16 protein-coding genes and 1 tRNA gene are annotated in these 23,663 nt (G+C 64.3%); 6 read left to right on the top strand and 11 right to left on the bottom strand.

The features are described 5' to 3' along the window. Positions 1 to 251 precede the first annotated feature (251 nt). Both ACI3KT_RS08620 and ACI3KT_RS08615 read right to left on the bottom strand, forming a co-directional pair. Positions 252 to 2,153, bottom strand: a complete 1,902-nt coding sequence (locus tag ACI3KT_RS08620) for a UvrD-helicase domain-containing protein (protein ID WP_404903622.1) — start codon at positions 2,151 to 2,153, stop codon at positions 252 to 254. Then, positions 2,150 to 4,090, bottom strand: coding sequence for an ATP-dependent nuclease (locus ACI3KT_RS08615; RefSeq protein ID WP_404903620.1), 1,941 nt, complete (start codon positions 4,088 to 4,090; stop codon positions 2,150 to 2,152). The genes ACI3KT_RS08620 and ACI3KT_RS08615 overlap by 4 nt, the downstream gene beginning before the upstream one ends. 430 nt (positions 4,091 to 4,520) lie before the next feature. Between ACI3KT_RS08615 and ACI3KT_RS08610 the strand changes: the two genes are divergently transcribed. Further along, on the top strand, positions 4,521 to 8,591 hold the full coding sequence (locus ACI3KT_RS08610) for a hypothetical protein (protein WP_404903618.1): 4,071 nt from the start codon (positions 4,521 to 4,523) through the stop codon (positions 8,589 to 8,591). Positions 8,592 to 8,622: 31 nt separating this feature from the next. On the opposite strand, the gene ACI3KT_RS08605 is transcribed toward ACI3KT_RS08610, so the two are convergent. The 3 genes from ACI3KT_RS08605 to ACI3KT_RS08595 form a co-directional block, all read right to left on the bottom strand. Then, entirely contained in the window at positions 8,623 to 10,569 is a 1,947-nt protein-coding gene (locus ACI3KT_RS08605) for a hypothetical protein (protein ID WP_404903617.1), read from the bottom strand. A gap of 162 nt (positions 10,570 to 10,731) precedes the next feature. After that, on the bottom strand, positions 10,732 to 12,492 hold the full coding sequence (locus ACI3KT_RS08600; RefSeq protein WP_404903615.1) for an SIR2 family protein: 1,761 nt from the start codon (positions 12,490 to 12,492) through the stop codon (positions 10,732 to 10,734). A gap of 517 nt (positions 12,493 to 13,009) precedes the next feature. After that, positions 13,010 to 13,450 carry a hypothetical protein gene (locus ACI3KT_RS08595; RefSeq protein WP_404903613.1) on the bottom strand — a complete coding sequence of 147 codons (441 nt, stop codon included), beginning with the start codon at positions 13,448 to 13,450 and terminating at the stop codon, positions 13,010 to 13,012. Positions 13,451 to 13,518: 68 nt separating this feature from the next. Here ACI3KT_RS08595 and ACI3KT_RS08590 point away from each other — a divergent pair, with 68 nt between their 5' ends. The 3 genes from ACI3KT_RS08590 to ACI3KT_RS08580 all read left to right on the top strand — a co-directional run bounded on the left by ACI3KT_RS08590 (position 13,519) and on the right by ACI3KT_RS08580 (position 15,336). Next, entirely contained in the window at positions 13,519 to 14,379 is an 861-nt protein-coding gene (locus tag ACI3KT_RS08590; protein ID WP_404903612.1) for a hypothetical protein, read from the top strand. Positions 14,380 to 14,425: 46 nt separating this feature from the next. Next, a tRNA-Leu gene (locus tag ACI3KT_RS08585) sits at positions 14,426 to 14,507 on the top strand. Positions 14,508 to 14,583: 76 nt separating this feature from the next. After that, positions 14,584 to 15,336, top strand: a complete 753-nt coding sequence (locus ACI3KT_RS08580) for a DedA family protein (RefSeq protein WP_292909247.1) — start codon at positions 14,584 to 14,586, stop codon at positions 15,334 to 15,336. A 40-nt stretch (positions 15,337 to 15,376) separates the two neighbouring features. Here ACI3KT_RS08580 and ACI3KT_RS08575 read toward each other — a convergent pair whose 3' ends face one another. Next, positions 15,377 to 16,231, bottom strand: a complete 855-nt coding sequence (locus ACI3KT_RS08575) for a Ku protein (RefSeq protein ID WP_292909245.1) — start codon at positions 16,229 to 16,231, stop codon at positions 15,377 to 15,379. Positions 16,232 to 16,289: 58 nt separating this feature from the next. On the opposite strand from ACI3KT_RS08575, the gene ACI3KT_RS08570 reads away from it, so the two are divergent. After that, positions 16,290 to 18,686, top strand: a complete 2,397-nt coding sequence (locus tag ACI3KT_RS08570) for an ATP-dependent DNA ligase (RefSeq protein ID WP_404903610.1) — start codon at positions 16,290 to 16,292, stop codon at positions 18,684 to 18,686. Here the strand turns inward: ACI3KT_RS08570 and ACI3KT_RS08565 are convergent. The 4 genes from ACI3KT_RS08565 to murI all read right to left on the bottom strand — a co-directional run bounded on the left by ACI3KT_RS08565 (position 18,683) and on the right by murI (position 21,888). After that, on the bottom strand, positions 18,683 to 19,603 hold the full coding sequence (locus ACI3KT_RS08565) for a cation diffusion facilitator family transporter (protein WP_292909241.1): 921 nt from the start codon (positions 19,601 to 19,603) through the stop codon (positions 18,683 to 18,685). The two genes, ACI3KT_RS08570 and ACI3KT_RS08565, sit on opposite strands and share 4 nt — an antisense overlap. A gap of 77 nt (positions 19,604 to 19,680) precedes the next feature. Beyond that, positions 19,681 to 20,274 carry an RdgB/HAM1 family non-canonical purine NTP pyrophosphatase gene (gene rdgB / locus ACI3KT_RS08560; RefSeq protein WP_307298063.1) on the bottom strand — a complete coding sequence of 198 codons (594 nt, stop codon included), beginning with the start codon at positions 20,272 to 20,274 and terminating at the stop codon, positions 19,681 to 19,683. Then, positions 20,271 to 21,029, bottom strand: a complete 759-nt coding sequence (rph, locus tag ACI3KT_RS08555) for a ribonuclease PH (protein ID WP_404903608.1) — start codon at positions 21,027 to 21,029, stop codon at positions 20,271 to 20,273. Before rph ends, rdgB begins: the two co-directional genes overlap by 4 nt. Positions 21,030 to 21,051: 22 nt before the next feature. Beyond that, positions 21,052 to 21,888 carry a glutamate racemase gene (murI, locus tag ACI3KT_RS08550; RefSeq protein WP_292909235.1) on the bottom strand — a complete coding sequence of 279 codons (837 nt, stop codon included), beginning with the start codon at positions 21,886 to 21,888 and terminating at the stop codon, positions 21,052 to 21,054. Positions 21,889 to 21,963: 75 nt separating this feature from the next. Here murI and ACI3KT_RS08545 point away from each other — a divergent pair, with 75 nt between their 5' ends. After that, positions 21,964 to 23,289, top strand: a complete 1,326-nt coding sequence (locus ACI3KT_RS08545) for a nicotinate phosphoribosyltransferase (protein ID WP_404903607.1) — start codon at positions 21,964 to 21,966, stop codon at positions 23,287 to 23,289. A gap of 90 nt (positions 23,290 to 23,379) precedes the next feature. On the opposite strand, the gene ACI3KT_RS08540 is transcribed toward ACI3KT_RS08545, so the two are convergent. Then, positions 23,380 to 23,646: a DUF3039 domain-containing protein gene (locus ACI3KT_RS08540; RefSeq protein WP_045256059.1), complete on the bottom strand. Its 267-nt coding sequence runs from the start codon at positions 23,644 to 23,646 to the stop codon at positions 23,380 to 23,382. Between the last annotated feature and the right edge of the window lie 17 nt (positions 23,647 to 23,663).

Genomic DNA, 23,663 nt, shown 5'->3' with positions numbered 1-23,663 from the left:
ATGCGAGGAAGGGCCCAGTACAATCGAACAACTACGCACGGGCCACCTCGACGTCGTGTTTCGCGATGCCCGACATGTGGCGTGGGCGTGGCGGGGTTGAGTAAAAGAAGACAACTCACCGGCGCCTGCTTCTGACCTATGTCCGGTCTACCGCCATGGTTCCGTTCAGGATGGCACTCGAGGCCGGAGCTCGGAGCGCATCCGGCTGCTATTAGCAATAGCTGTGAGGACGAGGTGTTTGTTCGTACGCGTCACCCGAGATCCAAGGTAGGCACTCCGGCAGCAGCGAGCTCTGAGTACAAACCATGCACCTTCCGGAGCCCGATGTCCCGGACGTGAGTGAAGATTAGGCGCTCAGCCGCTCGGGATATCCCGACGAAGAACGTCATCGTGGACTCGCTGGCGTTGCGTGTGTGCGCCCACCATTGGTCGTCATCGAGCCCGAGTAGAAACACCGTGTTGTACTCCAGCCCCTTGCTGCGGTGGATGGTCATTAGCGGCACGGCGTCATCCTCCATGAAGGCATCCGCGACCTCACCCCAAGAGGATGCGCGGGTGAGCGCATCTTCCAGGCGCACCTGTGTCGCGTTCACCTTCCGCCGAATTTCATCCATCGACTCAGGGACGAGACGGCTCTCTGACATCCGTTCCACAGAGATCAGGCGGGTGAGCTCGCCTGTGAGGCGGGCGGCGAGATCCGCCGGATCTGCGACGGCGGGGAACTCGCTCGCATGCTCGGTGAGCCACTCGCGGAGCTCTCCTACGTATGAGGCGAGGGTGTCATCGGCAGCCGAACTGAGTCGGGAGTCGCCCTCGGCAACGGTGAGGTGCTCGACTTCCCGCCGCGCGTAATGCCATGCGGCCGGTTCACCACCCACTGCGCCGGCCAGTCGGACGAGCGAGATCAGCAGGCGTGCGACCTGATCGGCGAGGAGCTCCTGCAGGCGGACCTTCGAGTCACCGACTTCGGCATCGTCGTTTCGGACACGAAGACCGTGTCGTTCGAACGCGTCTCTCAGCTCGCCATGAAAATCGCCTACCTTCTGGCGGACCAGAAGCGCGTAGTCGCTGGGCAGGCGTCCGGAAGCATCGACGTCGGCGGCAATCCATGCAGCGATCTTGTCGGCTTGAACTTCTGTCGTGGAGAACGACCACACTTGTGCGGCGGCATCGCCGGCGTCTGCAAGCACAGCGGAGACTTGTTCGGCGGCGTCTGGGGCAAGTATCTGCGCGAACCGGTGTTGGAGGGAGACGAGCTCAGGCGTAGATCGATGATTCGACTCGAGCTCGAAACCTTCGCCCGCGAAGTCATTCTCAAACTCAGCGAACGCGTCAGGAAGAGCACCCGCCCACCCCATGATGCGTTGCTTACGGTCGCCGACCACGGTGACCTGGGATCTTCCGTCGCCGAACACATCGCGCAGGAACGTGTACTGCGCGAGTGTCGTGTCTTGAAACTCATCGACGAAGACGAATGGGTACGTCGCAGACAGGACCGCGCGCAGTTGACCGCTCGTACGGATGATCAGGTCAGCGAGCCTGTTGATCATCGTGAAATCGAGAACCGGCTGTTCGACACCGATGTACTGGGTACGCCACCATTCGTAAACCGCCCATTCCTCCGCGGTGGTCGGTTCCGGAAGCTCAGCGGCGAGCGGGAAGCTGCTCACAGTGAGTTGGATGAACGTGGCGGGGTCGATATTTCGAAGACCTCGGCGGAAGGGGATGGGTGCGGTGGGCGCGACGTCGTCGAGGAAGCTCGCCACCTCGGCACGGCTTGCGAAATTTATCCGGTACGGACCGCCGAGTGCCCACCCGGCTGGGAGGAGACCGCTGAACCTGTCGACGATGTTTTTTGTGAACGCGTCGAACGTCATCGAGATGAAGCGTGTCGCGTGATCGGGGCTTCGCTCCCACACTCGTTCGTGAAGATTCGCAGCAGCGGAGCGTTTGAACGAGATCGCGAGGATCTGCTGCGGATACCGGCAGATGCCGGTCTCAAGGAGGTAGCTTGCCCGTTGAGCGAGGAATTCCGACTTGCCGGCCCCCGGCCCAGCAGCCACCCATGCGGTGCCCGCTCTTAGGGCAGCCCACGCCGCATCCTCCAACCCCGCGATGCCGCGAGGGATCCACTCATCTGGCGGAATGCTCATGCGTCTCCCACCGCCGTCCCGATCTCTGTGATGAGATTGCCGATCCCGCCATCGACCACGGCAAGCTCGGGCTGTGGGACGTGGGATAACACCATCAGATGACGGCTCGGCTTCGACTTTGTCAGGAAAAGATACCGGTACCAGCGGAGATACGTGGTCAGCTCCTCGTTGTCCCAGTACGGCACCTCTGGTCGGACGCCCGTCTCTCCGAGCACTGCCTCACGTGGGTCTCCCGACGCAGACGGCCCACGCTCGCCGGGCGCAAGGTGCATCGAATAAGACCCGAAGAAGGTCCTGAGCAGGCTCATGTCCAGATCAAGAGGTGACGAGTAGAACACTTTGAACGTCTCGAGGTGTTCGAGCCATGCGCTGATCAGGGAGGGGTCGTCGTCGAGCGCGTCCAGGTCTGCCACCGTTGTTGCTCCGTGGGGGGCATCGGCGAACACGTCGACCCCGACGTCCTGCAGCCGTTGGCAGGCGTAGCGGAGGCGACCTTTGCCGCCCCCCGCGCGTCCCCAATCGAGATCAAGAAGGGTGGCGTGGGGAACGTCCAAGTCTGTGAGCAGCTTCCAGAAGTGATGGGTGTGGCGGCCGCCGAGGGGGACGACGGCGACGAACGACTGGTCGATGTGGATGCCTCGGGCTTCGGCGAGCCTCGGGATGACAACGGATTCGGACTCGCCTTCGCCGAGGACGACGAACCTGGCGAAGTAGAGCTCGGGGTAAGCGCGAACTGCCTGCCGCACATACTTCTCCGCTTCCGGTTCGTCCTCGGGGAGGAGAATCTCTCGGACGCAGGTGGTCTTGTCGTGGTGTCGGAGGCGGAAGTGCCGGATCCGTTCGGGATCGAGGCGGGTGACCACGCTCGAAGAGTGGCTTGATATCAAAGCTTGTGCTCTTCCCGACGCGGCGACGGAATCGAGCTGCTGCACGACGCGAGAGAGGAAGAACGGGGCGAGGTTGTTCTCCGGCTCTTCGAGGATCAGGAGAGTCAGGGCGGGCAATGACGCTGGAGACATGTCAAAGACATCCGCGTGATCTCCTTGGGCGAGCTGGTCCTCGAGGTCCAAGGTGGCTGCGGTGAGCGCGATATGCAGGAGCGAGCGTTGGCCGTCACTGAGTTCCGCAGCGCCCTTTCGTCGCCCACCGGGGGAAGGTTCGAAGAGCATCTCCGCGTTCGTGACGAGCGCATGCAGTTCTCGACTGATGGGCTGAAATTTTGGGTTCGTCTCCGAGGTGAGGTGGTGCAGTTCCTGCCACCGGTCTGTGATGACCTCCGTGACGTGTGTCACGACCCTCTCGTTCTGGAACCGCGTGGCGAGCTCGTCTGCAGCGTCGGCGAGGTGGCTGCCGAACTCCGAAGACCATTGACCTGCACGCCAGATCCGTCCGCGGAGGAACGCCGCGACCTCTTTGGCACCATCGCGGGTGGCGGGTACGTAAACCGCTTGTATGCGCGCGCGGTCCCGCAGTTCTGTGTAAAGGTCCCCGTAGTCCTCATCGAATGTGTAGACGACCAGCATCCGGGAGGTGACCGAGCCGCTCAGCGTGCCGTCGTCAGTCCACTCCGCTTCGAGGACGATCCGCACGCGCAAATAACCGTCGTCGTCCGCGGTCATGTGTCGGAAGAACTCGGGGACGCTTAGTTGCGCGGACGGGTCGCCGGAATCGAGCTCTGGGAACCCGAAGATAGCTTCCAGGCGCAGCTGCCGCGACGACGGCGTCTCGTCCTCGTCGTGGGGCACATGGAAATCTGACACTCGCACGTGGCGTTGATCTGTGACGACGCTGAACATGCGCAGCAGCGCCTGGTTAGCGGATGTCTTCCCGACGCCGTTCGTCCCCACGAAGGCTGTCAGCCTCGGATCGAAGCGGATCTCGGTGCGGACCGGACCGAAGCTCTGGAACCCTTGCAGCGCAAGCCGTTCGAGATACATGGATACTCACCTTCGTGGTAGAACGTCTCGGATCGAGAGTAGTGACATATCCGCGGTTGGCTCGCCAACTGGAATCTGGGCGGCGCCGTCAAACCCCGCGAAACGCGTGCTCAGAGCGGCTGGCGGTGACAATGTTTTGCTTGCCGACCCATTTAGCCCTGTCATAGTTGCCACCCCCATTCGAGCCGAAGGTCCGGGTGACGGAGGCCGCTGTCAACTCTGCGGCATCAAGCACAGCGCTACCTAAACCAAAACCGAGAGAATAGCCGTACGCAATCGGCCGCCTGCCGAATTCCAACCCCGGCTCGAACGGCACCATTTCAGATCGACTGTGCCCACCGAATATGGCTTGAGCGGCGAATCAGATGCCTGGGACGCTCGACTCATGCGGTACTCCAGTAGGTTGATCGAAACGAGAGAGGGTCCGAAAGTGTCGACTCCGCTTCCCGGAAAGATGCCCACCCCAATAAGCGTGGGCATCGCGAAGGCCGCCGTGCGGCTCCTCGGCGGGTCGGACCTCGCCGATGCTGTCGCCGATTTAACGGGCCTCCGGCGAGTACGCATTGAGACGCTCGCCGAACGCGCTGCCGCTGCACTGCAACCCCATGCCGCTGTGGAGTTTCGAGAGGTTTCCGATACCGACCGCCAGTGGGCCGAAGGCGTTGTCCTACGGAGCTATCAGCAGCTTGCACGCGATCCGCGGCAGTCGCTAGTCACCGAGACTGTCGTCGGGGGCGCCGAGGAAGTTTCGCGGTTGGCGCTGAAAAACATGCCTGCAGGTGACGCCAGAGCCGTTGAACAAGCAAACGACGACGTCCGCAGTTACCTCTATCAACTGTCCACGACGGTCGCGTTGTTGGTTCGGAACTGGTACGAGACGGACACAGAATCGAACCGGATCGCGACGACGAGGACACTCGGGGAAGCGGCGAGAGGAGTCCGCGATCTGCCGGCGAAGGTCAGCCAAGAGGTGCAGCAGTACGTAGATGAGGCTCTGCTACCGCAACTCAACGAGATCCTCGAACACCAGCGAACGCTCGCGACGCGGTCCGTATCGCGCGAGCCCGCTCTGCTCAGCGTGGACACCGTACGGGCTCGCCGCAGGGACGCCAATGCGCTCCTCAACGACCTCGGGCAGAACGCTGGGCGCGCAGTTGAAGCAACTGCCATTGAGGCTGCGCTAGCTAGATCCAGTGACTGGCCACTGGTCGTTCTCGTGAGCGGACGTGGCGGAATGGGCAAGAGTCGTCTTCTCGTCGAGATTCTGTCGAGGTACTGCGACGCCAACCCCGGTCACGCCGTGCGGTGGCTCGCACCTGGACGCCCCCTCGACTCTCGAGTTTTGGAGGAACTACCCGGGGGGCCGGCCATCGTTGTGGTGGATGACGCCCACCGTGTTGCAAGACAGCTGCGACCGATGCTCGAGTACGCGAAGCACCAGCCCGAAGTGCAGCTGATACTCGCCACGAGAGGACCAGGCATCACCTCGATCCGGTCCGAGCTCCTAGAAGCAGACTTGACGGAGCATCAAGTCGAAGAGGTGGCTGTAAAGGACCTCAGTTCCGCGGAGGGCCGGGCTCTTGTGGACTCGCTTCTCGATGGCCTCAACCCCTCGACTGAGTTTCGAGTCTTTCTCGCAGACCAGGCGCGCCGCTCACCCTTCCTTGCAGTGCTGACCGTCAGCCTCTTGCGCGCTGGAAAGCTCACCGGACCTTTGGCGCTTGACGCGAGCTTGCGGAAGCAAGTAATGATGCGGTACCGAGATGTGGTTACCGATGGTATCGCGGCCGAGTCACAGCCCGAGGTGCGCAGAATGCTCGCGGTCGTAGCCGCGCTCGGAGTCGTGGATATCACCGACGATGCGTTTCGGTCTCACCTTGAAGAGATCAGCGGAATGTCACGAACGGCGCTTCTCCGCGTCGTTCAACAGTTGCATGACCACGACGTGCTGATGGGTCCCACCAACGCCACCCAGTTCGCCGTCGAGATGCTCGGTGATCAGATACTTGAGGCCGAGGCCGTGATCTCAGGCGTCGATTCCGGCTTCGTTCACTCGCTGTGGGACACGTTCAAGCACTCCCATCGGAACACTGTGCTCGCCGGAATCGGGAGCCTCGCGTGGCGGCTTGGCGAGGTCGGACCGTCGATTGTCAATAACATCTGGGCGGAACTCGAAGTTGAGACCACGCAGATGGATGTCGACGGCCTTCGGACACTCATCGGATCCCTACGGGAAGTGACACACACCCAATCTGCCGAAGTGGTTCGCCTTAGCCAGTCCATCCTCGGGCGCCTCTGGGCGCTTCAATCCGAAGCTCCCAGAGGCAGTGAGGAGGAGCTTGAACGTTCTTTCTATTGGCTGCGGCCAAGCACCCCTGCCGATGTCGAACGAGCACTCGCGCCGGTTCTTGCCGACGCCGCGTCGCACGATGAAAGCACTCTCGAGGACGCGCTCGACCTGTTGTGGACGCTCAGCCAGCGCGATGACCGTCCGCTCCCTCAGACCCCGGATCACCCGACTCGGCTTGTCAAGGATCGCCTCGCGAATATCGGGTCGGTTACTGATCCAAGTTACCCAGAACGAGTTGCTCGGAGAGTGCAGGTCTTCGTTCGAGAAGCAGCTGCCCAAGAACAGCCTTCCTCTCCGCTGGGGATATTGGAGGCGCTCCTAGAGAAGTCCGGGATGACGACGGAGCGCGGGGAGCGAAGAACCGTACAGTTCAAGCCGTTCTTCGTCACACCCGAGTGGGCGCGTCCCGTTCGCGACGTCGCCCGCACAATTCTCCGAGCAACGGCAGCCGACGCCTCTCCATTCGCTGCGGAGTCGCTCAAGTTGCTCGGATCAGCTCTGATGCCCCCCGCCGGACTATTCGGTGCTGTAGCTTCCGAGCAGACCATCCGCGGGTGGGATGACGATGACCTGGCCACCTTGGGCGTACTCGCTGACATCGCGAGCGGAACCGCTCGGTCTTCGATCCGTAGGCTGGTTCGGCAGGAGGCCGAGTGGACTGCTCAGTACTCGACTAGCGCGCGCGTTCGACATGCAGCGCTCATACTCATCACCGACCTCGACAATCGCTCCGAAGACGATCTGACCGAGTTCTTGAGGTACCCGGGAGTTGACGTTGGTCTTCCCACTCGCCGCGGTATAACGCTGCCCACGCTGGACGACATCACCATCGCCACGCAATCTGAAGCAGACGCTGAACGTAGCGACGACTTCGACGAGAGATACGCGGCAGCCGTCGCTGCACAACAAGCCGCTCGGGCGGCAGCAGTCGAGGACCTCTGGCCTGATGACGACAGCGCCGCGGGCATCCACCGGTTGGATGCCGTAGCTCGAGATTTGCAATCGGTCGAGGTGATCGTCGCAGAGCAGATCCACACCCTGTTCTCCGAGGTCGTCTCGATCCGTCCTGAACTCATTCCCACCATCTTCGATACGGTGCGGGTCTTAGGCCCCGGCCCCCTCGACGACGCGCTACCGCAGTTGTCGGAGGGACTGCGAATCGTGGACGAATCTGCATTGCGCGCCGTGATCAACGACTACGAAAGTGCGGACACCCGTATGCGGGAGGCGCTCGGCCGTGCAGCCGCGAGCTACGGCTGGCTCGGACACGGCTCTGCCTATGCTGATCTCATCGAGCGGGGACGCGTTGACGCCGATCTCGCGGTTCGAAATTGGTTTCTCTCCACAGTCCGGCTCGACGAGAACCCTGAAGGTTCGTGCAACACGCTCCTTCAGGGCCAGGCGGACAGCGCAACTATCGAACGCGTCATCTGGTCCACTATGAGACAGGCCGAACCTCAGTGGTCCGCTCGTCTAGACGATGCGGAGGTACAGGCGATACTCACGTTATTGAGTGCGGTGGGCGGCTCGAACGCCGCCACCGCCCTCATAGCAAAGATCGCGACTGACCGGCCCTCAACGATCTTGACGCACTTAGCCGCTCAAGATCCTCTGGAAAGGGGAGCCTCTCGAATCAGGGGCAGTCGAGTGCAACAAGCGCTCGACCAGTCTCCGCTCGAGGTCGCCGACTGGATTCTCCGCACCTCAACCGAACCGGGTCCGCACCGCGTGATCCGACGGCTTCAACCACCACTGCCGCCAGTGCTCACTCCTGAACTCGCGGACGTCCTCGCACGCAAAGCCACAGAGGCAACTGCGGAAACAGCTGTTGGTCTCGCCTTAGCCCTAACGGGGCTCAACGGGTGGGTTCCATTTGCCCCGGCGCTCGCGAGGACCCTGCTGATGCACGAACCGCTCAGCGCGAGTCAGCGCGAACTGGTTCACCTTTCGTTGCGCGCACAACTCACACCTGGTCACTGGTCAGGAAGCGGTGGGCAGTCCGAGCAGTTGAGCTCCGCGGCGCATGCGGCAGGCGCGGCCGCGCAGCTCGAATCGAACGCCCAGCTACGCGAACTGCTCGAGCTAGCGGTGGCGGAGCTCGAAGCGATGGTGACCGACTTCCGGGTCCAGGATGAACAAGACGACTGGTGACCTGTTACTCCATGTCACTGGAATCGGTTGGTCAGTCATGCCGGTTCTCGTCTCGGCCATCTTCGATCCGCGCGCAAAGAAAGTCATCGTTGATCTTGATGACGAGAGAGATCATCAGCTTCAGGGTCGTGACGTAGGCCTCAAAGTGCGCGCTGGGGCCGTCGGCATCTACCTGCGATCCATGGAGGTACTTATTGCGAATTTCGGGGCCGTCGTGGAACTCGGCCTTGTTGAGCTGATAGTTGAAGTAGCTCGACTCTGCGGTTGTAAGCAGGCTTGCGGCCTGGTTTAGCCAACCTCGGTCCAACATCTTGTCGGCCGCCGCGCGGCCTCGAGGTGCTAGGTGGGCATAGTTTGCTGCCTCGTTCATGTGAAGAGATCGCAGGAGCAAGAACTGGGCTGCGTCCCCGATTCGCACGCGCCCCGCATCGTTCCAAAGGATCTCTAGCGCGATGAGCTGGTCCAGCATCGAGGTTTGGTGTTCTTCGAAGCGAGAGTACGGCACGACGTTTCGGAGGAGCAAGGTTGCCAGGTCGTCAGCCTGAAGCTCGTCGTCGATGTAGTTCATTGTGGACTGGTCGGAAAACAGTGCGTGAAGGATGCCCTGGACCTCGGGCGCATCGCTTGAATAGAGGTACTTGTGTTCCAAAAGGCTAGGGATCTCGCGGTAGCGAATGTTGTCTGAGCTCATGGCGAGGAGTTCGCGGTCTATCTCTCCATCCTCGACGTACAAGCTGAACTGACGCGCGACGCTCTCCATCTCGACAAGTAGATGTCGGGTTCTTTCAAGGAAGGAGGAGCCGGTGGCCGATTGGCGAAAGGAGAATCCCCTCGCGTTGAACTCAGCCGGAAGGTAGCTGTGGAAGAACCAGGACACGACGGATTCGAGTTCGATGCCCTGACTCACTAGGAAGCTCAGCATCAGTTGAGTTTGCAACGTCGACGTCATATCTCGAACCCTGTATGCAGCGCCGATGTGATAGTCGGTCTGCCCTGATGTCATCATGAAGCGCTCGAACACACCTAGCTCCGAGTGGTAGGCAGGTAGCGAAAGTAACGCGCTCTCGTCGGTGAACTCGAAGAGGTGCTGGAAGTTGTTCAGGATGCTCGGGTAGTCCGTCGACTCCTCCAACCACTGCCGACTGTACGAGAAGCGAACGACCATTCCCTCGAGATCCGATACAACCGGCTCGTCTTGTTCGTCCGCAATTCGTATCTCGGCTCCTGATTTGATGCCGGGGTTCTCCCTGAAAATCGCCTCCGTCTCAAGATCCCGGCGGCGCTTCGCCTCGAGCTTCAGCCGAGCGTCGACCCCGGTGGTCTTCTCACTGATCGGAGCGGTTTCGATGAGGCGGAGGTAGTTCGAGTTAGCGTCGTCACTTCGAATGTAACGAGCCATCAAGTCTCGAAGGTCCGACGCGGTGAGTGACGAGGGCAGGTAGTGAGACTTTCGCCGATCTTTCGAGAAGAGCTGTCGGATGAGCAGCTCGGCGTTCTTCGACTGCACTAGGAGGAGCACGCGCAGTTGGGCGTCGTACTGCCGCACCAGCTTTTTGTTGGCAAGCATCTCGCCTAAGCGGACCCCTGTTCCGAAGAGCGCTTTCAGCATGGCGTCTGCGTCGCATCGCTCGTAGGCGCGATTGTTCGCGAGCAACGTGAGCAGATCGGAATGATATTCGCGTGGGACGTCGAGGATTCTGTCAAGTACGTTCGACGCGTCAACCTGCGTGAAGTACCGAGCGACGGCGCCTCTCGCTCGCACACTTTTCTCCGCGAGTTCGGTCTGTTCCGACTCCGAGATCGATGCCGGCACGAAGCCCGCCTGGAGGAACAGGTGAGCGTTATGCAGCTCGATTGCTGTTGCCGCGTCGGCCGGCTCGTCACCACGGAAGGCGCTCAGGACCGCCGCGGCATCCTCGACCTGCCAGTAGGTTGCATAGTCGCCGGAACCGTAAAATCGCAATCGTCGTTTTCTCATGCTTCGAACCCGTTCTCCCGACCGACGAGCTAAGGCTATCCGCCGTCACAGACAACAAGCGGTTGCTGATGAGCAAGAAGCGGCGAGACGGGAGTCCGCAGACGTCCCTGCGACAGGACCTCGGGATCGCCGTTCGAGAGATGCGGAGATTGTGGGAATTCCTTATCGAAACTGGCGGAGCCGCGACAGCGTCTCACGGTGGGAAGTGAGCGCCGAGTCAACCGTGTCTCCGTCGACAGCCAAGATATCCGCCCAGGCGTCATCTCCGTGGCGTTCCAGATCCCGGCGGAACAGTGCCTCCGCGCGTGGAATGTCCGCCGCCCACGCCCAAGAACCGACATACTCACCGGAGATCGCTTTGTAACCCCGTGAATACTGCTGGAGAAGTCCGATCCGGTACTCGAACCCGTGGAAGGCGTTGTCAAAATCCGAGTCTTGTGGGATCAGCTCACTGAAGAAGCGGCGGGTGTCTTCCTTGAAGATATGGCTGACAGGGTAGTAGTACTGCGTACCCTCAGTACGCGGCATCATGTGTATCCATGCGTTGTCGGCGATACGTGCGTAATGGAGGAATTGCGCAACGCTCTGCGGCTCGGTATGCCGCTGCGTGTCAACGACTTCCACGCCTGAGATCAGGCGCGGAAGCAAATCTTCGCGGCCACGCTTGGTCGCTGTGATGGCGATCACCTCTACGGCAACGAGTGCGGGGATCCGCCGTGCTCCCAGGTACGCATCGTTGAAGCTCGACTCAAACACGGCTGCGGCGTCTACGAGGCGTTGTACAACGTCGCCCCAAAGTCGGTCGTGCTGCCCCTCTTGGTCATGCCATACACCTTCGATGAGTAGGGGAACTACGCGCTCCATCGACCGGAACCGGTCTTCCCACACGACCTGTAGCTCCTCGCCAGTGGCTTCCCCATCCTTGGGCTGGGCGGCGATGCCGGCAGTCACCTCATCGACGACACCCATAATTAGGTCGTGAACGTCGATTCGACGCACGGGGTCTGGCAAGTACTTCTTCAGCCGTGCAACGGCAAGCGCTGTCGTCAATGGTGCCGCAGACATGCGATCCAATGCGTCTAGGTTCTCGGCGAGCTCGACAAAGAGCTCGTCGGCATCGGCTGCGGGAACAATGACGCCTGCGCGCGCCGACAGCAGCCGCCGCGCGTTCTCCTTGCGGGCGCTTCGCGCGTCCCAGTAGAGCGGGTATCGGTGGCGCGCAGATTCCAGCGCGTGGACAAGCGCGTTATCCCACTCTGCTGACCACCCTGAGATGACCAGGCCGTACTCTTCGAACACCTGGGTGAGCAACTCCGTCCACTCGCTCGGGTACGCCGAAAGCTCCGAGGGTGTGTTACGCGTGCCCAGATCCTTGTAGTCGCCATGCAGCTTAACGACCGTGGCCGGTGCGTGCGCAAGCGGCATCATTCCGTTAACGGCCTCCGGACGTGAAATAACCTGCGGGGAGACTCCTGCGGCCTCCAGCGCTTGCTCAAGTAGTCGGTCGAAGTTCGTCGTTACGATGACCCGGACCGCTCCCCGTTTCACGAGCGCTGCGATTGCGTGATGAGCCCGGCTGGGAGCGATCACCTCCCCGTCAGGCGTGTCCCCCTCAAAGAAGCTCGAAAGCAAACCCTGACGGGCAGCGGGTGTGCTGGCAAGCTGTTCCAGCAGCGCGGAGTAACCGAGGTTTCCAGCTCCGTTCTCGTTCCACCAGCTCTCGGGATCCTTGCGAGCCTGCTCCACCGTTTCCACGCCGCCCTGGAGGGCCGCAATACGGGCAACGAGCTCTGTGACAACCCCCCATCCTGTGGGGATACCGGCGCTAGTAGATATTCCGGACCCGAGCAGCAACGCGTACACGCCCGGCTGCGCGTGCATCGAGGTCGCCAGAGACACGAGCGGAGAGATCGCTCCGGGCATGATTAGTCCTTCACGCGCGCGCAGTTAAGGGTAGCGGGGAGGGCATGAGGGATACCCCCGCGAGCAGAGGCCGTTTTGAACATGTCCCGAGACTATTGCTATCCGTCGCGACAGCTCAATGCTTCTTCCCTGGACCACACGCTGGGCATTCTGACGCTCAATGCGAGGGGCCCCTCGGGGCGGTTATCTGGTGCATCGCCAAGGGAGACTGCATTCCGGGCTCGGGGAAAATGCGCGTCGATCTTGATCGATGCGAGGGTTCCAAGGTGGATGGACACTCAATGCCACCAAGATCGCGCGTGGTGTCGTTACGGATCGCTCACCCCCGTGTCTCCCTCTCCTGCTAGAGGTTCGCTCCCGTCTACAGTTCGATTTTTGAGTGCGGATGACGTTGGCAGCGAAGACATTGCTGAGGCCAGACCTTGCTGTGTCGATCCCACGCTATCCCTGACACAAGTGTGCACACCTGTCAGGGAACGTTACCCACCATCCATCGCTGACTGAGCCTGACCGTGACTCACCCGCCCCGGATAACGTCGGGCAGCGAGGCGTCGACGAACGGCTGGCTGATGTCGACCCGGCGACCGGTCCTCTGCAGCATCCGTTCGACGAGGTCGCGCAGCATCGCGTCCGTCATCCGCAGATCGATGCGCTGGGCTACGCCGCCGCGCGCGATGTGAATCCGATCGGGACCGTTCAGCCACACCTCTTCGATGGTCGGGTCATCGAGCAGCGGCTGCAGCACCCCGAAGCCGCTCACCGCGGCGAGCACATCTCGCACGCAGCCGATCTCGTCGTCGATCGTCGACTCGCCCCGTGAGAGCGCAGCGTCGTTGAATCGGCGCACCTCGGCGAGCGCGACGTGCCGTGCTGCGTCGGCATCCACGGAGGGATCGGTGCCCTCGGCACGCAACCGCAGCCGCACGCGCTCGGCGACCACGATAGACGGATGACTCACCCGAGCATCTTCGCAAGAATCGCGAACCGGCCTCAGAAGTTATCCACAGCCCGGATACCATCGAGGCGATGACCAGCCCGATCCGCATCCACGTCGACCGAGACAGCGTCGCGATGGGCGACGACGTGCAGTCGCACGCCCACGAGATCTTCGTCGTCGAAGGAACCCCGCTGAGCGCCGTGCTCGATCGGGCCGCCCCCGAGATCCGCGCATCCGGATGGTCGTGGGTGGCCGTCGTCAGCGACCAGACCGCCGCCGTGTGGTCGGTCGACCACGGAGTGCGCATGCTCGTCGACGACATCCCTGTGACCACCGAGATCGACGTGTTCTTCCGCTACTTCGTGCAGATCGACCCGGAGTGGCTGTACGCACGACTGCGGGCCGGCGACCCGCCGCACAGATACGACCTCGAACGCGAGTACGCACCCCTCGCCCGAGAGCGGCGCGAGCAGGAGCTGCGGCGGCGGGAACGCGAGAGCGACGAGCGGTACCTGTCTCCCGAGTTCGTGCGGGCCGCGACCGGTCTCGGCGCGGTCGTCGATCTGCACGCCGACACGGTGTGCCGCTTCGAGTTCCGTGACGAGCTCTGGTCAGTGCAGCGTTCCGACACCATGACTCTGGTCTTCCGGGGCGGCGGAGCCCCGGTGGCCTCACTGCGTCCGACGGCTTTCGGCCAGTGCTGGATCATCGCGGCCCTCGCCGCCGAAGTACGAGCATCCCTCGGCCTGCCCCGCTTCCCCGAGTTCGCGGCTCACCCGGCTCCCGAACTCCATGCCATGTCCGGCTCTCGGACGGGCCCCGTCCGCTGGGCGGTCACCGGTCCCCTCACCGCACAGGTGACGGGTGACGACGGTCTCGACTGCTTCCGCATCGCCGTCGGCCGCTCGATCAGGGAGATCATCGATCTCATGCTGCCGACTGCAGGCTGATCCCCAGGAATCCGCGATCCGCCGATCAGTAGACTGAATCCACCGCGCGGGAGTGGTGAAATTGGCAGACACGCAGGATTTAGGTTCCTGTGCCCTAGGGCGTGTGGGTTCAAGTCCCACCTTCCGCACGAGCGATGCGTCTGCATCCCTCTCGCACACCGCCGACCACGTACGACCGACGGGAATCCTCCAGTGCTCGAATCCATGTTGCACGCACCGACCGCCCTCATCCCCTGGCTCGACCCGGAGACGATCATCGCGGGGGCCGGCCCGTGGGCTCTTCTGGTGGTGTGCTTCATCGTCTTCGCCGAGACCGGCCTGCTCATCGGCTTCCTGCTCCCGGGCGACACGCTGCTCGTGATCTCGGGCCTGCTCTCGCATCCGATCGGAAACTCGGAGCACGGCGTCTTCGGCATCAACGTCTGGCTCGTGGCGCTGCTGATCGGACTCTCCGCCTTCGTCGGCGGAGAGGTCGGCTACCTGATCGGCCACAAGGGCGGCCCCGCCGTGTTCGAGCGCAAGGAATCAGGGCTGTTCAGCAGGAAGAACGTCGAACGCACGAACGCGTTCTTCGAGCGCTTCGGCGGCATCACCGTGATCCTCGCGCGCTTCGTGCCGATCGTGCGCACCTTCGCCCCGGTCGCCGCAGGCGTGGGCCACATGCCCTGGCGCAAGTACACGCTGTACAACCTGATCGGCGCCATCCTCTGGGGCTTCGGGCTGACCATGTTCGGCTACGTCATCGGCTTCATCCCGCCGGTCGCGTGGTTCGTCAAGGAGTACATCGACCTGATCCTGCTCGCCGCCGTCGGCGGCACGGCTCTGGTCACCCTCTGGCACTACCTCTCCGAGCGCTACAAGGCGAAGAAGGCGCTGGCCGCCGGCGAAGACGTCGTCACCGACGCCGCTGAAGCCGAGGCTCTCGCTCTCGACCTCGACGGCGACGACAAGAACTGACGTCACCCGCTGACGTCGGATCGGCAGCGCGAGCCGCCGATCAGCCCGCCTTCTTCTTGCCCGCGCGCTTCTTGGGCTCCTCGTCCGATGCTCCGCCGGCCGAACGCGCTTCCTTCGAACGCGCGACGCTGGCACGCAGGGCCTCCATGAGGTCGATGACCTCTCCGCCCTCGGCACCGGCATCCGCCTCGGCGAACGTCTCGGACGCGTCGAAGGTGTCGCCCGCCTCGATCTTGGCGTCGATGAGGGTGCGCAGCTCCTTCTGATACTCGTCGACGAACTCCTCCGGGTCGAAGTCGCTCGAATAGCTGTCGACGAGAGACGACGACAGCTCGAGCTCCTTCTTCGAGATCTTGACGTCTTCGTCGAGCACGGGGAACTCGGCCTCGCGCACCTCGTCAGCCCACAGCAGGGTCTGCAGCACGAGCACCTTGCCGCGAACGCGGAGCGCGGCCAATCGGGTCTTCTGCCGCAGGGTGAACCGCACGATCGCGGTGCGGTCGGTCTGCTCGAGCGTCTTGCGAAGCAGCACGTACGCCTTGGGCGACTTCGAATCAGGCTCGAGGTAGTACGGCTTGTCGAGGGTCAGCAGGTCGACCTGGTCGCTGGGGACGAACTCGACGACGTCGATCTCTCGGCTCTTCTCGGCGGGGAGCGAGGCGAGGTCGTCTTTCGTGAGGACGACGGTCTGCTCCTCGTCGACGTAGGCGCGGTCGATGTCGGCGTAGGCCACCGTCTCGCCGCACACTTCGCAGGTGCGCTGATAGCGGATGCGGCCGCCGTCTTTCTCGTGCACCTGATGCAGCGGCACGTCGTGATCCTCGGTGGCGGAGTACACCTTCACCGGCACGTTCACGAGACCGAAGGTCAGCGCGCCCTTCCAGATCGTTCTCATCACACCAGTAGACACCAGTCACACCCGTCACGACCAGCCCCTTGACTACGCTGTGGTCATGGTCGCAGACGGTCAGGTGGTGCAGGTGGCAGGACGACGCCTGCGCGTGACCAATCTCGAGAAGGTCGTCTACCCCGAGACGGGCACCACCAAGGGCGAGATCATCGGGTACTACTCGCAGATCGCACCGCTTCTGCTCCCCCTGCTCGCCGGGCGGCCGGTGACCCGCAAGCGCTGGGTCGACGGCGTGGGCACAGCGGATGCACCGGCCGAGGCGTTCTTCACCAAACAGCTCGAGCGAGGTGCGCCGACCTGGGTGCCTCGTCAGCAGATCATGCACTCCGACGGCCCCAAGGAGTACCCGCTCGTCGACGACGTGCCCACGCTCGTGTGGCTCGCGCAGATCGCCGCGATCGAACTGCACGTTCCGCAGTGGCGCTTCGGCCCTGACGGCCTGCCGGGAAATCCCGACCGGCTCGTGCTCGACCTCGACCCGGGTCCCGGCGTGGGTCTCGTGCAGTGCGCCGAGGTCGCGAGGATCGCCCGCGGCATCCTGACCGGCATGGGGCTCGATCCGGTTCCGGTGACGAGCGGCAGCAAGGGCATTCACCTGTACGCGGCTCTTCCTGGCGCTCAGACGAGCGAACAGATCTCCTCCGTCGTGAAAGAGCTCGCCCGGATGATCGAAGCCGACCATCCCGATCTCGCCACCAGCGTCATGGCGAAGGTGCAGCGCGGCGGCAAGGTGTTCCTCGACTGGAGCCAGAACAACGGGAAGAAGACGACGATCTCCCCCTACTCGCTGCGGGGCCGTGCGCATCCCTGGGTCGCGGCCCCCCGCACCTGGGACGAACTCGACGATCCGGAGCTCCGCCAACTCTCGATGGACGAGGTGCTCGAGCGGATGGCAGCCGGCATCGATCCGATCTCCGCCCTGCATCCGCGCGACGACGAGCTGCTGGACTCCTATCGCAGCAAGAGAGACGCCGACCGCACGCCCGAGCCGATGCCTGCGCGAGCCGCCCCGGCAGCCGGCGGCGAGACCCGGCGCTTCGTCATCCAGGAGCATCACGCCCGTCGCCTGCACTACGACCTGCGCATCGAGGACCGCGGCGTCCTCGTGAGCTGGGCGGTTCCCAAGGGCGTGCCCGAGACCAGCGGACGCAATCATCTCGCCGTGATGACCGAACCGCACCCGATGGAGTACCTGACCTTCGCGGGCACGATCCCCGCGGGCGAGTACGGCGCCGGCGAGATGACCGTGTGGGACACCGGCACTGTCGAGCTGGAGAAATGGCGCGACGACGAGGTGATCGGCACGTTCACCGGAGGCGAGGGCGGCCCCCTCGGCAGTGTCCGCCTCGCCCTGATCCGCACCGAAGGCGCCGGCGAGAAGTCGTCGTGGCTGCTTCATCGCATGAAGCAGAGCGATTCTCGTCCGCACGGCCGGCCGCACGCACGGGCCTCCGCACCGGCTTCGCCCGCGACCGAGCCGACGTTGCGCCCCATGCTCGCCGAGAACGGCACTGCCGCCCTCGCGAAGTCCCTCAACCCGAAGCCCTGGGTCGAGGTGAAATGGGACGGCATCCGCGCGATCGGCACCTGGACCGACGGACGGATGCTCCTGCACGCACGCAGCGGCACGGATGTCACCGCCCGCTATCCGGAGCTCACGGCCGACGGTGCACCGCATCTGCCGGCATCCGACGCGGTCATCGACGGCGAGATCGTCGCCTTCGACGACAGCGGGCGGCCCAGCTTCTCGCGACTGCAGAACCGCATGCATCTGACGCGGCCTCGCGAGATCGAGCGGGAGGTCGTGCGCACGCCCATCGCGTACGTCGTGTTCGACCTGCTCCGGCTGAACGGGCACGACCTCACCGATCTACCCCTCGAGCAGCGCCGCTCGCTCCTCGACGAGCTGACCGCCGACCTCGACGCCCCGATCCAGGCCCCGCCGGTGTTCGACGACGTCGATGCGGCCCTCGCAGCCAGCGGGCAGTTCGGCCTCGAAGGCGTCGTCGTGAAAGACCGCTCCTCCCGTTATCGGCCCGGGCAGCGCTCGCCCGCGTGGCTCAAGCTCAAGCACACCCGCATGCAGGAGGCGGTGATCGTCGGCATCCGGCCGGGGAAGGGCGATCGGGAGGGCACGATCGGCTCCCTGCTCCTTGCCGTCCCCTCCCCTGACGGCCTGCGCTACGTCGGCAGGGTGGGCACGGGTTTCACCGATCGGATGCTGCGCGATCTGCTCGCGCAGCTCTCGCCGCTGCGAGTGGGCGAGCCGCCGCTGCAGGGCGTGCCGGCGCTCGACGCCTCGGACGCACTGTGGATCCGACCCGAACTGGTCGGCGAGGTCGAGTTCGCGAACTGGACCCCCGACGGCATCCTCCGTCACTCCCGCTGGCGGGGGCTGCGGCCCGACAAGACGCCGGAAGACGTCGCGATCGACTCCTAGGCGTGGTGCGGCTCGCAGTCGGACTGCTCGGCAGGCTCGATCTGGAACGTCGAATGCTCGACGTCGAAATGCTCGGCGAGGCACGACTGCATGTCGCTCAGCAGTTTCGCGGAGCGCCCGCCCTCGAACAGCTCCGGGGCGACGCGGACGTGCGCCGTGAACACCGGTGCTCCCCGTGTGAGCTGCCACACGTGCACATCGTGCACGCCGACCACGCCGTCGTATCCGAGCAGATGCTGGCGGATCTCGCTCACGGCCGTGCCTTTGGGGGCGGACTCGGCGAGCACCGAGAACACCTCGCGCAGCAGTGAGATCGCCCGCGGGATGATCATCACGGCGATGAGCATCGAGGCGATGGCGTCCGCCGGCATCCATCCGGTCGTCACGATCACGATCGCCGCGATGATCACCGTCGCGGAGCCGATCAGGTCGCCCATCACCTCGAGGTACGCGCCTCGCACGTTGATGCTCGTGCGCTGCGCGCGGCTGAGCAGCCACATCGAGATGCCGTTGGCGACGAGCCCGACCACCGCGACGACGAGCATGAGCCCGCCCGCGACCTCGGTCTCGCCCGGGTTGATGAGTCGCAGCACCGCCTCGACGCCGACCCAGCCGGCGAGGGCGATGAGGATGACGGCGTTGATGAGCGCTCCGAACACCTCGGCACGCTGGTAGCCGAAGGTGCGCCGATCGTCGGCAGGACGTGCGGCCACGGCTGCCGCGATCAGGGCGATCACGAGAGCGGAGGCGTCGGTGAACATGTGCGCGGCGTCGGCCAGCAGCGCCAGCGACCCGGTGAGGACGGCACCCACCACCTGCACGACCATGATGGTCGCCGTGAGGCACAGGGAGATCGTCAGCAGGCGTCGATGGCCAGCCGAGCGGATGCCGCCTGCTGCGGGTGCGTGATCGTGCATACCCCCACGCTAACCCGGGATGAGGCCGGGCGAGCGCCGTTTCCCCTAGTCGGGAAGGGTAACGATTCTCACTACCGCTAGAGCCTCGTCAGCAGCGGAACGAGCTCGGCGAACGCGCGTGCACGGTGCGACTGAGACTGCTTCTCCTCCGCCGTGAAGTCGCCCACCGTACGCTCCTCGCCCGCGGGCTGTCCGTCGGGGATGAAGACGGGGTCGTAGCCGAATCCGCCGCCGCCCGACGCCGCGTGCGCGAGACGGCCGGGCCAGTTCCCGACGACGACGTGCTCGTCGCCGTCGGGGGTCACCAGCGCGATCGTCGAGTTGAAGTGCGCCGTGCGGTGCGGGTCGGCGATGTCGCGCAGCTGGTCGAGCAGCAGCTCGAGGTTCGCCGCCGCATCCTTCTTCTGCCCCGCCCAGTACGCAGAGAACACGCCGGGCGATCCGCCGAGCACGTCGACGCAGATGCCCGAGTCGTCGGCCAGCGCCGCGAGCCCCGTGTGCGCCGCCGCCGCACGCGCCTTGATGAGCGCGTTCTCGGCGAAGGTCACGCCGTCCTCGACGGGCTCGGGACCGTCGTAGCCGACGACTTCGAGGTCGGGACGGGTCTTCGCGACGATCTGCTGGAACTCCGCGACCTTGTGCGGATTGTGCGTGGCAAGGACGACCTTCACGCCTGGGTCCCTGAGCCTGTCGAGGGGGCGAGAGCGTTCAGCTGCAGGTTCTTCAGGTCGGCGCAGCCGGCCACACCCAGGTCGAGAAGCGCATCCAACTCCCGCTTGTCGAAAGGTGCGCCCTCGGCGGTGCCCTGCACCTCGACGAACAGCCCGCGTCCCGTGACGACGATGTTCATGTCGGTCTCTGCGCGCACATCCTCGACGTATGCCAGATCGAGCATCGGCTCGCCGTCGATGATGCCGACCGACACCGCGGCGACCGAGTCGAGCAGCGGCGTGGAGTTCTTGCCGATGAACTTCTTCGTGCGCCCCCACTCGATCGCGTCGGCCAGGGCGACGTAGGCGCCGGTGATCGCTGCAGTGCGGGTTCCGCCATCGGCCTGCAGCACGTCGCAGTCGATGACGATCGTGTTCTCGCCGAGGGCCTTGGTGTCGACGACGGCGCGCAGTGCGCGGCCGATCAGACGGGAGATCTCGTGCGTGCGACCGCCGATGCGCCCCTTCACGCTCTCGCGGTCGTTGCGGCTGTTCGTGGCACGGGGCAGCATCGCGTACTCGGCCGTGACCCAGCCCTTGCCCTTGCCGGTCAGCCACCGAGGCACGCCGTTGGTGAACGATGCCGTGCACAGCACCTTCGTGCCGCCGAAGCTGATCAGGGCGGAGCCTTCGGCCTGCGCGCTCCAGCCGCGCTCGATCGTGATCTCGCGGAGCTGGTCGGTGGCGCGGCCGTCGGCGCGGACGATGGAAGACATGGATTTCCTTCTGTTGGGTGGATCAGAGCGAGTCGATGACGGATGCCGGCAGGTCGATGACCCCGGTCTGCACGAGTTGCACATCGCGCACCTCGTGCCCCATCAGGCGATTGGCGAGGGCGGTGAACTCGATCGTCGAATCACCCGTCGCCTCGTACACGTATGACGCTGTCGCATCGGGAGAGGCGAGCTGGTCGGCGCGGACGAGCTGGCGGTACACGTCGCCCGCCGTCTCGTCGTCGCTGGAGACGAGGGTCACGCCCTCTCCCATCACGTAGCTGATGGCACCGCGCAGGAACGGGTAGTGCGTGCATCCGAGCACGAGCGTGTCGACGCCCGCGTCCCTCAGTGGCGACAGATACTCCTCGGCCACTGCGAGGACCTCCGGCGTGCCCGTGATCCCCGCCTCGACGAACTCGACGAAGCGCGGGCATGCGGCCGTGAAGACTTCGAGCCGCTCGTTCACCTCGAGCATGTCCTGATAGGCGCGGGAGCCGATCGTGCCGACCGTGCCGATCACGCCGACGCGTCCGTTTCGCGTGGTCGACACGGCCCGGCGCACCGCGGGGCCGATCACCTCGACGACGGGCACGTCGTAGCGCTCGCGCGCGTCGCGGAGCATCGCGGCGGATGCCGTGTTGCACGCGATCACGAGCATCTTCACACCCTGATCGACGAGCGTGTCGAGAACCTCGAGCGAGTACCTACGGACGTCGGCGATCGGCTTCGGGCCATAAGGCGAATGCGCCGTGTCGCCGATGTAGACGAACGACTCACGGGGCAGCTGGGCGCGGATGGCCCTCGCCACCGTCAGCCCGCCGACACCGGAGTCGAAGATTCCGATCGGGGCGTCGTTCATGACTACCCACCCTACCCGCGACGGCCCGTCGGCCGGCTCAGCAAGGCGAGCGGGCCGACTCAGTAGGCTGTGCTCATGACGACGTCGACGGCGCTTCTCACCGACCGCTACGAACTCACCATGCTGGCCGCGGCTCTCCGCGACGGCACCGCATCGCGGCCCAGCGTGTTCGAGCTGTTCTCCCGCCGGCTCTCCGGTGGTCGACGTTTCGGCGTCGTCGCGGGTACCGGTCGTCTGCTTTCGCTGCTGCGCGACTTCCACTTCGGCGAGGACGAGTTGCGATACCTGCGCGACGAGAACATGGTGGATGCGGATTCCCTCGCCTACCTCGAGAGCTATCGCTTCACCGGTTCGATCCGCGGCTATCGGGAAGGTGAGCTCTACTTCCCCGGCTCCCCCATCCTCACCGTCGAAGGCACGTTCGCCGACGCCGTCGTACTCGAGACGCTCGCGCTGAGCATCCTGAATCACGACTCCGCCGTCGCCACGGCTGCAGCTCGGATGAGCATCGCGGCCGGCGAGCGACCCCTGGCCGAGATGGGCTCGCGCCGAGCAGCTGAATACTCCGCGGTCGCCGCGGCACGAGCGGCGTACATCGCAGGTTTCAGCGCGACGAGCAACCTCGAAGCCGGGCGCCGCTGGGGCATACCCACGATGGGGACGGCGGCGCACTCGTGGACGCTCCTGCACGACAGCGAAGAAGACGCCTTCCGCGCGCAGATCGACAGCCTCGGCACCGACACGACGCTGCTCGTCGACACCTACGACATCCGCACCGGCGTGGAGACCGCGATCCGCGTCGCCGGCACCTCGCTCGGCGGCGTGCGCATCGACTCCGGCGACCTGCCGATCGTCGCGGCCGAGGTCCGCACCCAGCTCGACGAGCTCGGTGCGACCGGCACCAGGATCACGGTGACGAGCGACCTCGACGAGTACGCGATCGCGGCCCTCGCGGCGTCGCCTGTGGACGCGTACGGCGTCGGAACCTCGGTCGTCACCGGCTCGGGCTATCCGACCGCGAGTATGGTCTACAAGCTCGTCGCCCGGCAGGATGCCGGAGGCGCGTGGATCGGCGTGGCGAAGGCATCCGCCGACAAGGCCTCGCACGGCGGTCGCAAGGCCGCCTTCCGCACCCTCGCCGACGGCGTCGCGGTCGCAGAGACAGTGGTCGTCTCGGACGGCTTCGAGGAACTCGACTCGGCGGCCGAGCATCCTGAGGGCCGGGCCCTGCAGGTGAGCTTCGTCGAGTCCGGTGCGATCGACCAGTCCTACGAAGGCGTCGAGGGGACCGCATCCGCTCGGGCGCACCACCTCAAGGTGCGCGAAGAACTGCCGGTGCGCGCCCTCGCGCTCAGCAAGTCCGATCCCGCGATCCCGACGGTCTTCATCGACAACATCTGAGGCCGACTGGTCACTGAGCGAGGAGCGCAGCGACGAGTCGAAGAGCGTCGACGCGCAGTAGACCCCCTCGGGTCCCCAGCGAGTCGAAGGTCAGCCGACCATCGACTCGTAGATCTCCTTGCACGTGGGGCAGATCGGGAACTTCTCCGGGTCGCGACCCGGGGTCCACTTCTTGCCGCACAGCGCGCGCACCGGCTTGCCGGTGATCGCGGACTCGAGGATCTTGTCCTTCTTCACGTAATGCGAGAAACGCTCGTGGTCGCCCGGCTCGAGATTCTCTTCACGGAGAAGCTCTTCCAGTTCGCGATCAAGCGTTGTCACGCCGCCCTGATCGGGGCTGTCCAACGGAGTACTCATCCCGCGAGTCTAGTCGC

It is taken from the genome of Microbacterium sp. ZW T6_19, from assembly GCF_044987465.1.
In the GTDB taxonomy this organism is placed as follows: Bacteria; Actinomycetota; Actinomycetes; order Actinomycetales; family Microbacteriaceae; genus Microbacterium; species Microbacterium natoriense_A.
Note: the sequence above shows the minus strand (reverse complement) of the source record. Positions and strands in the feature narration are given on the sequence as shown.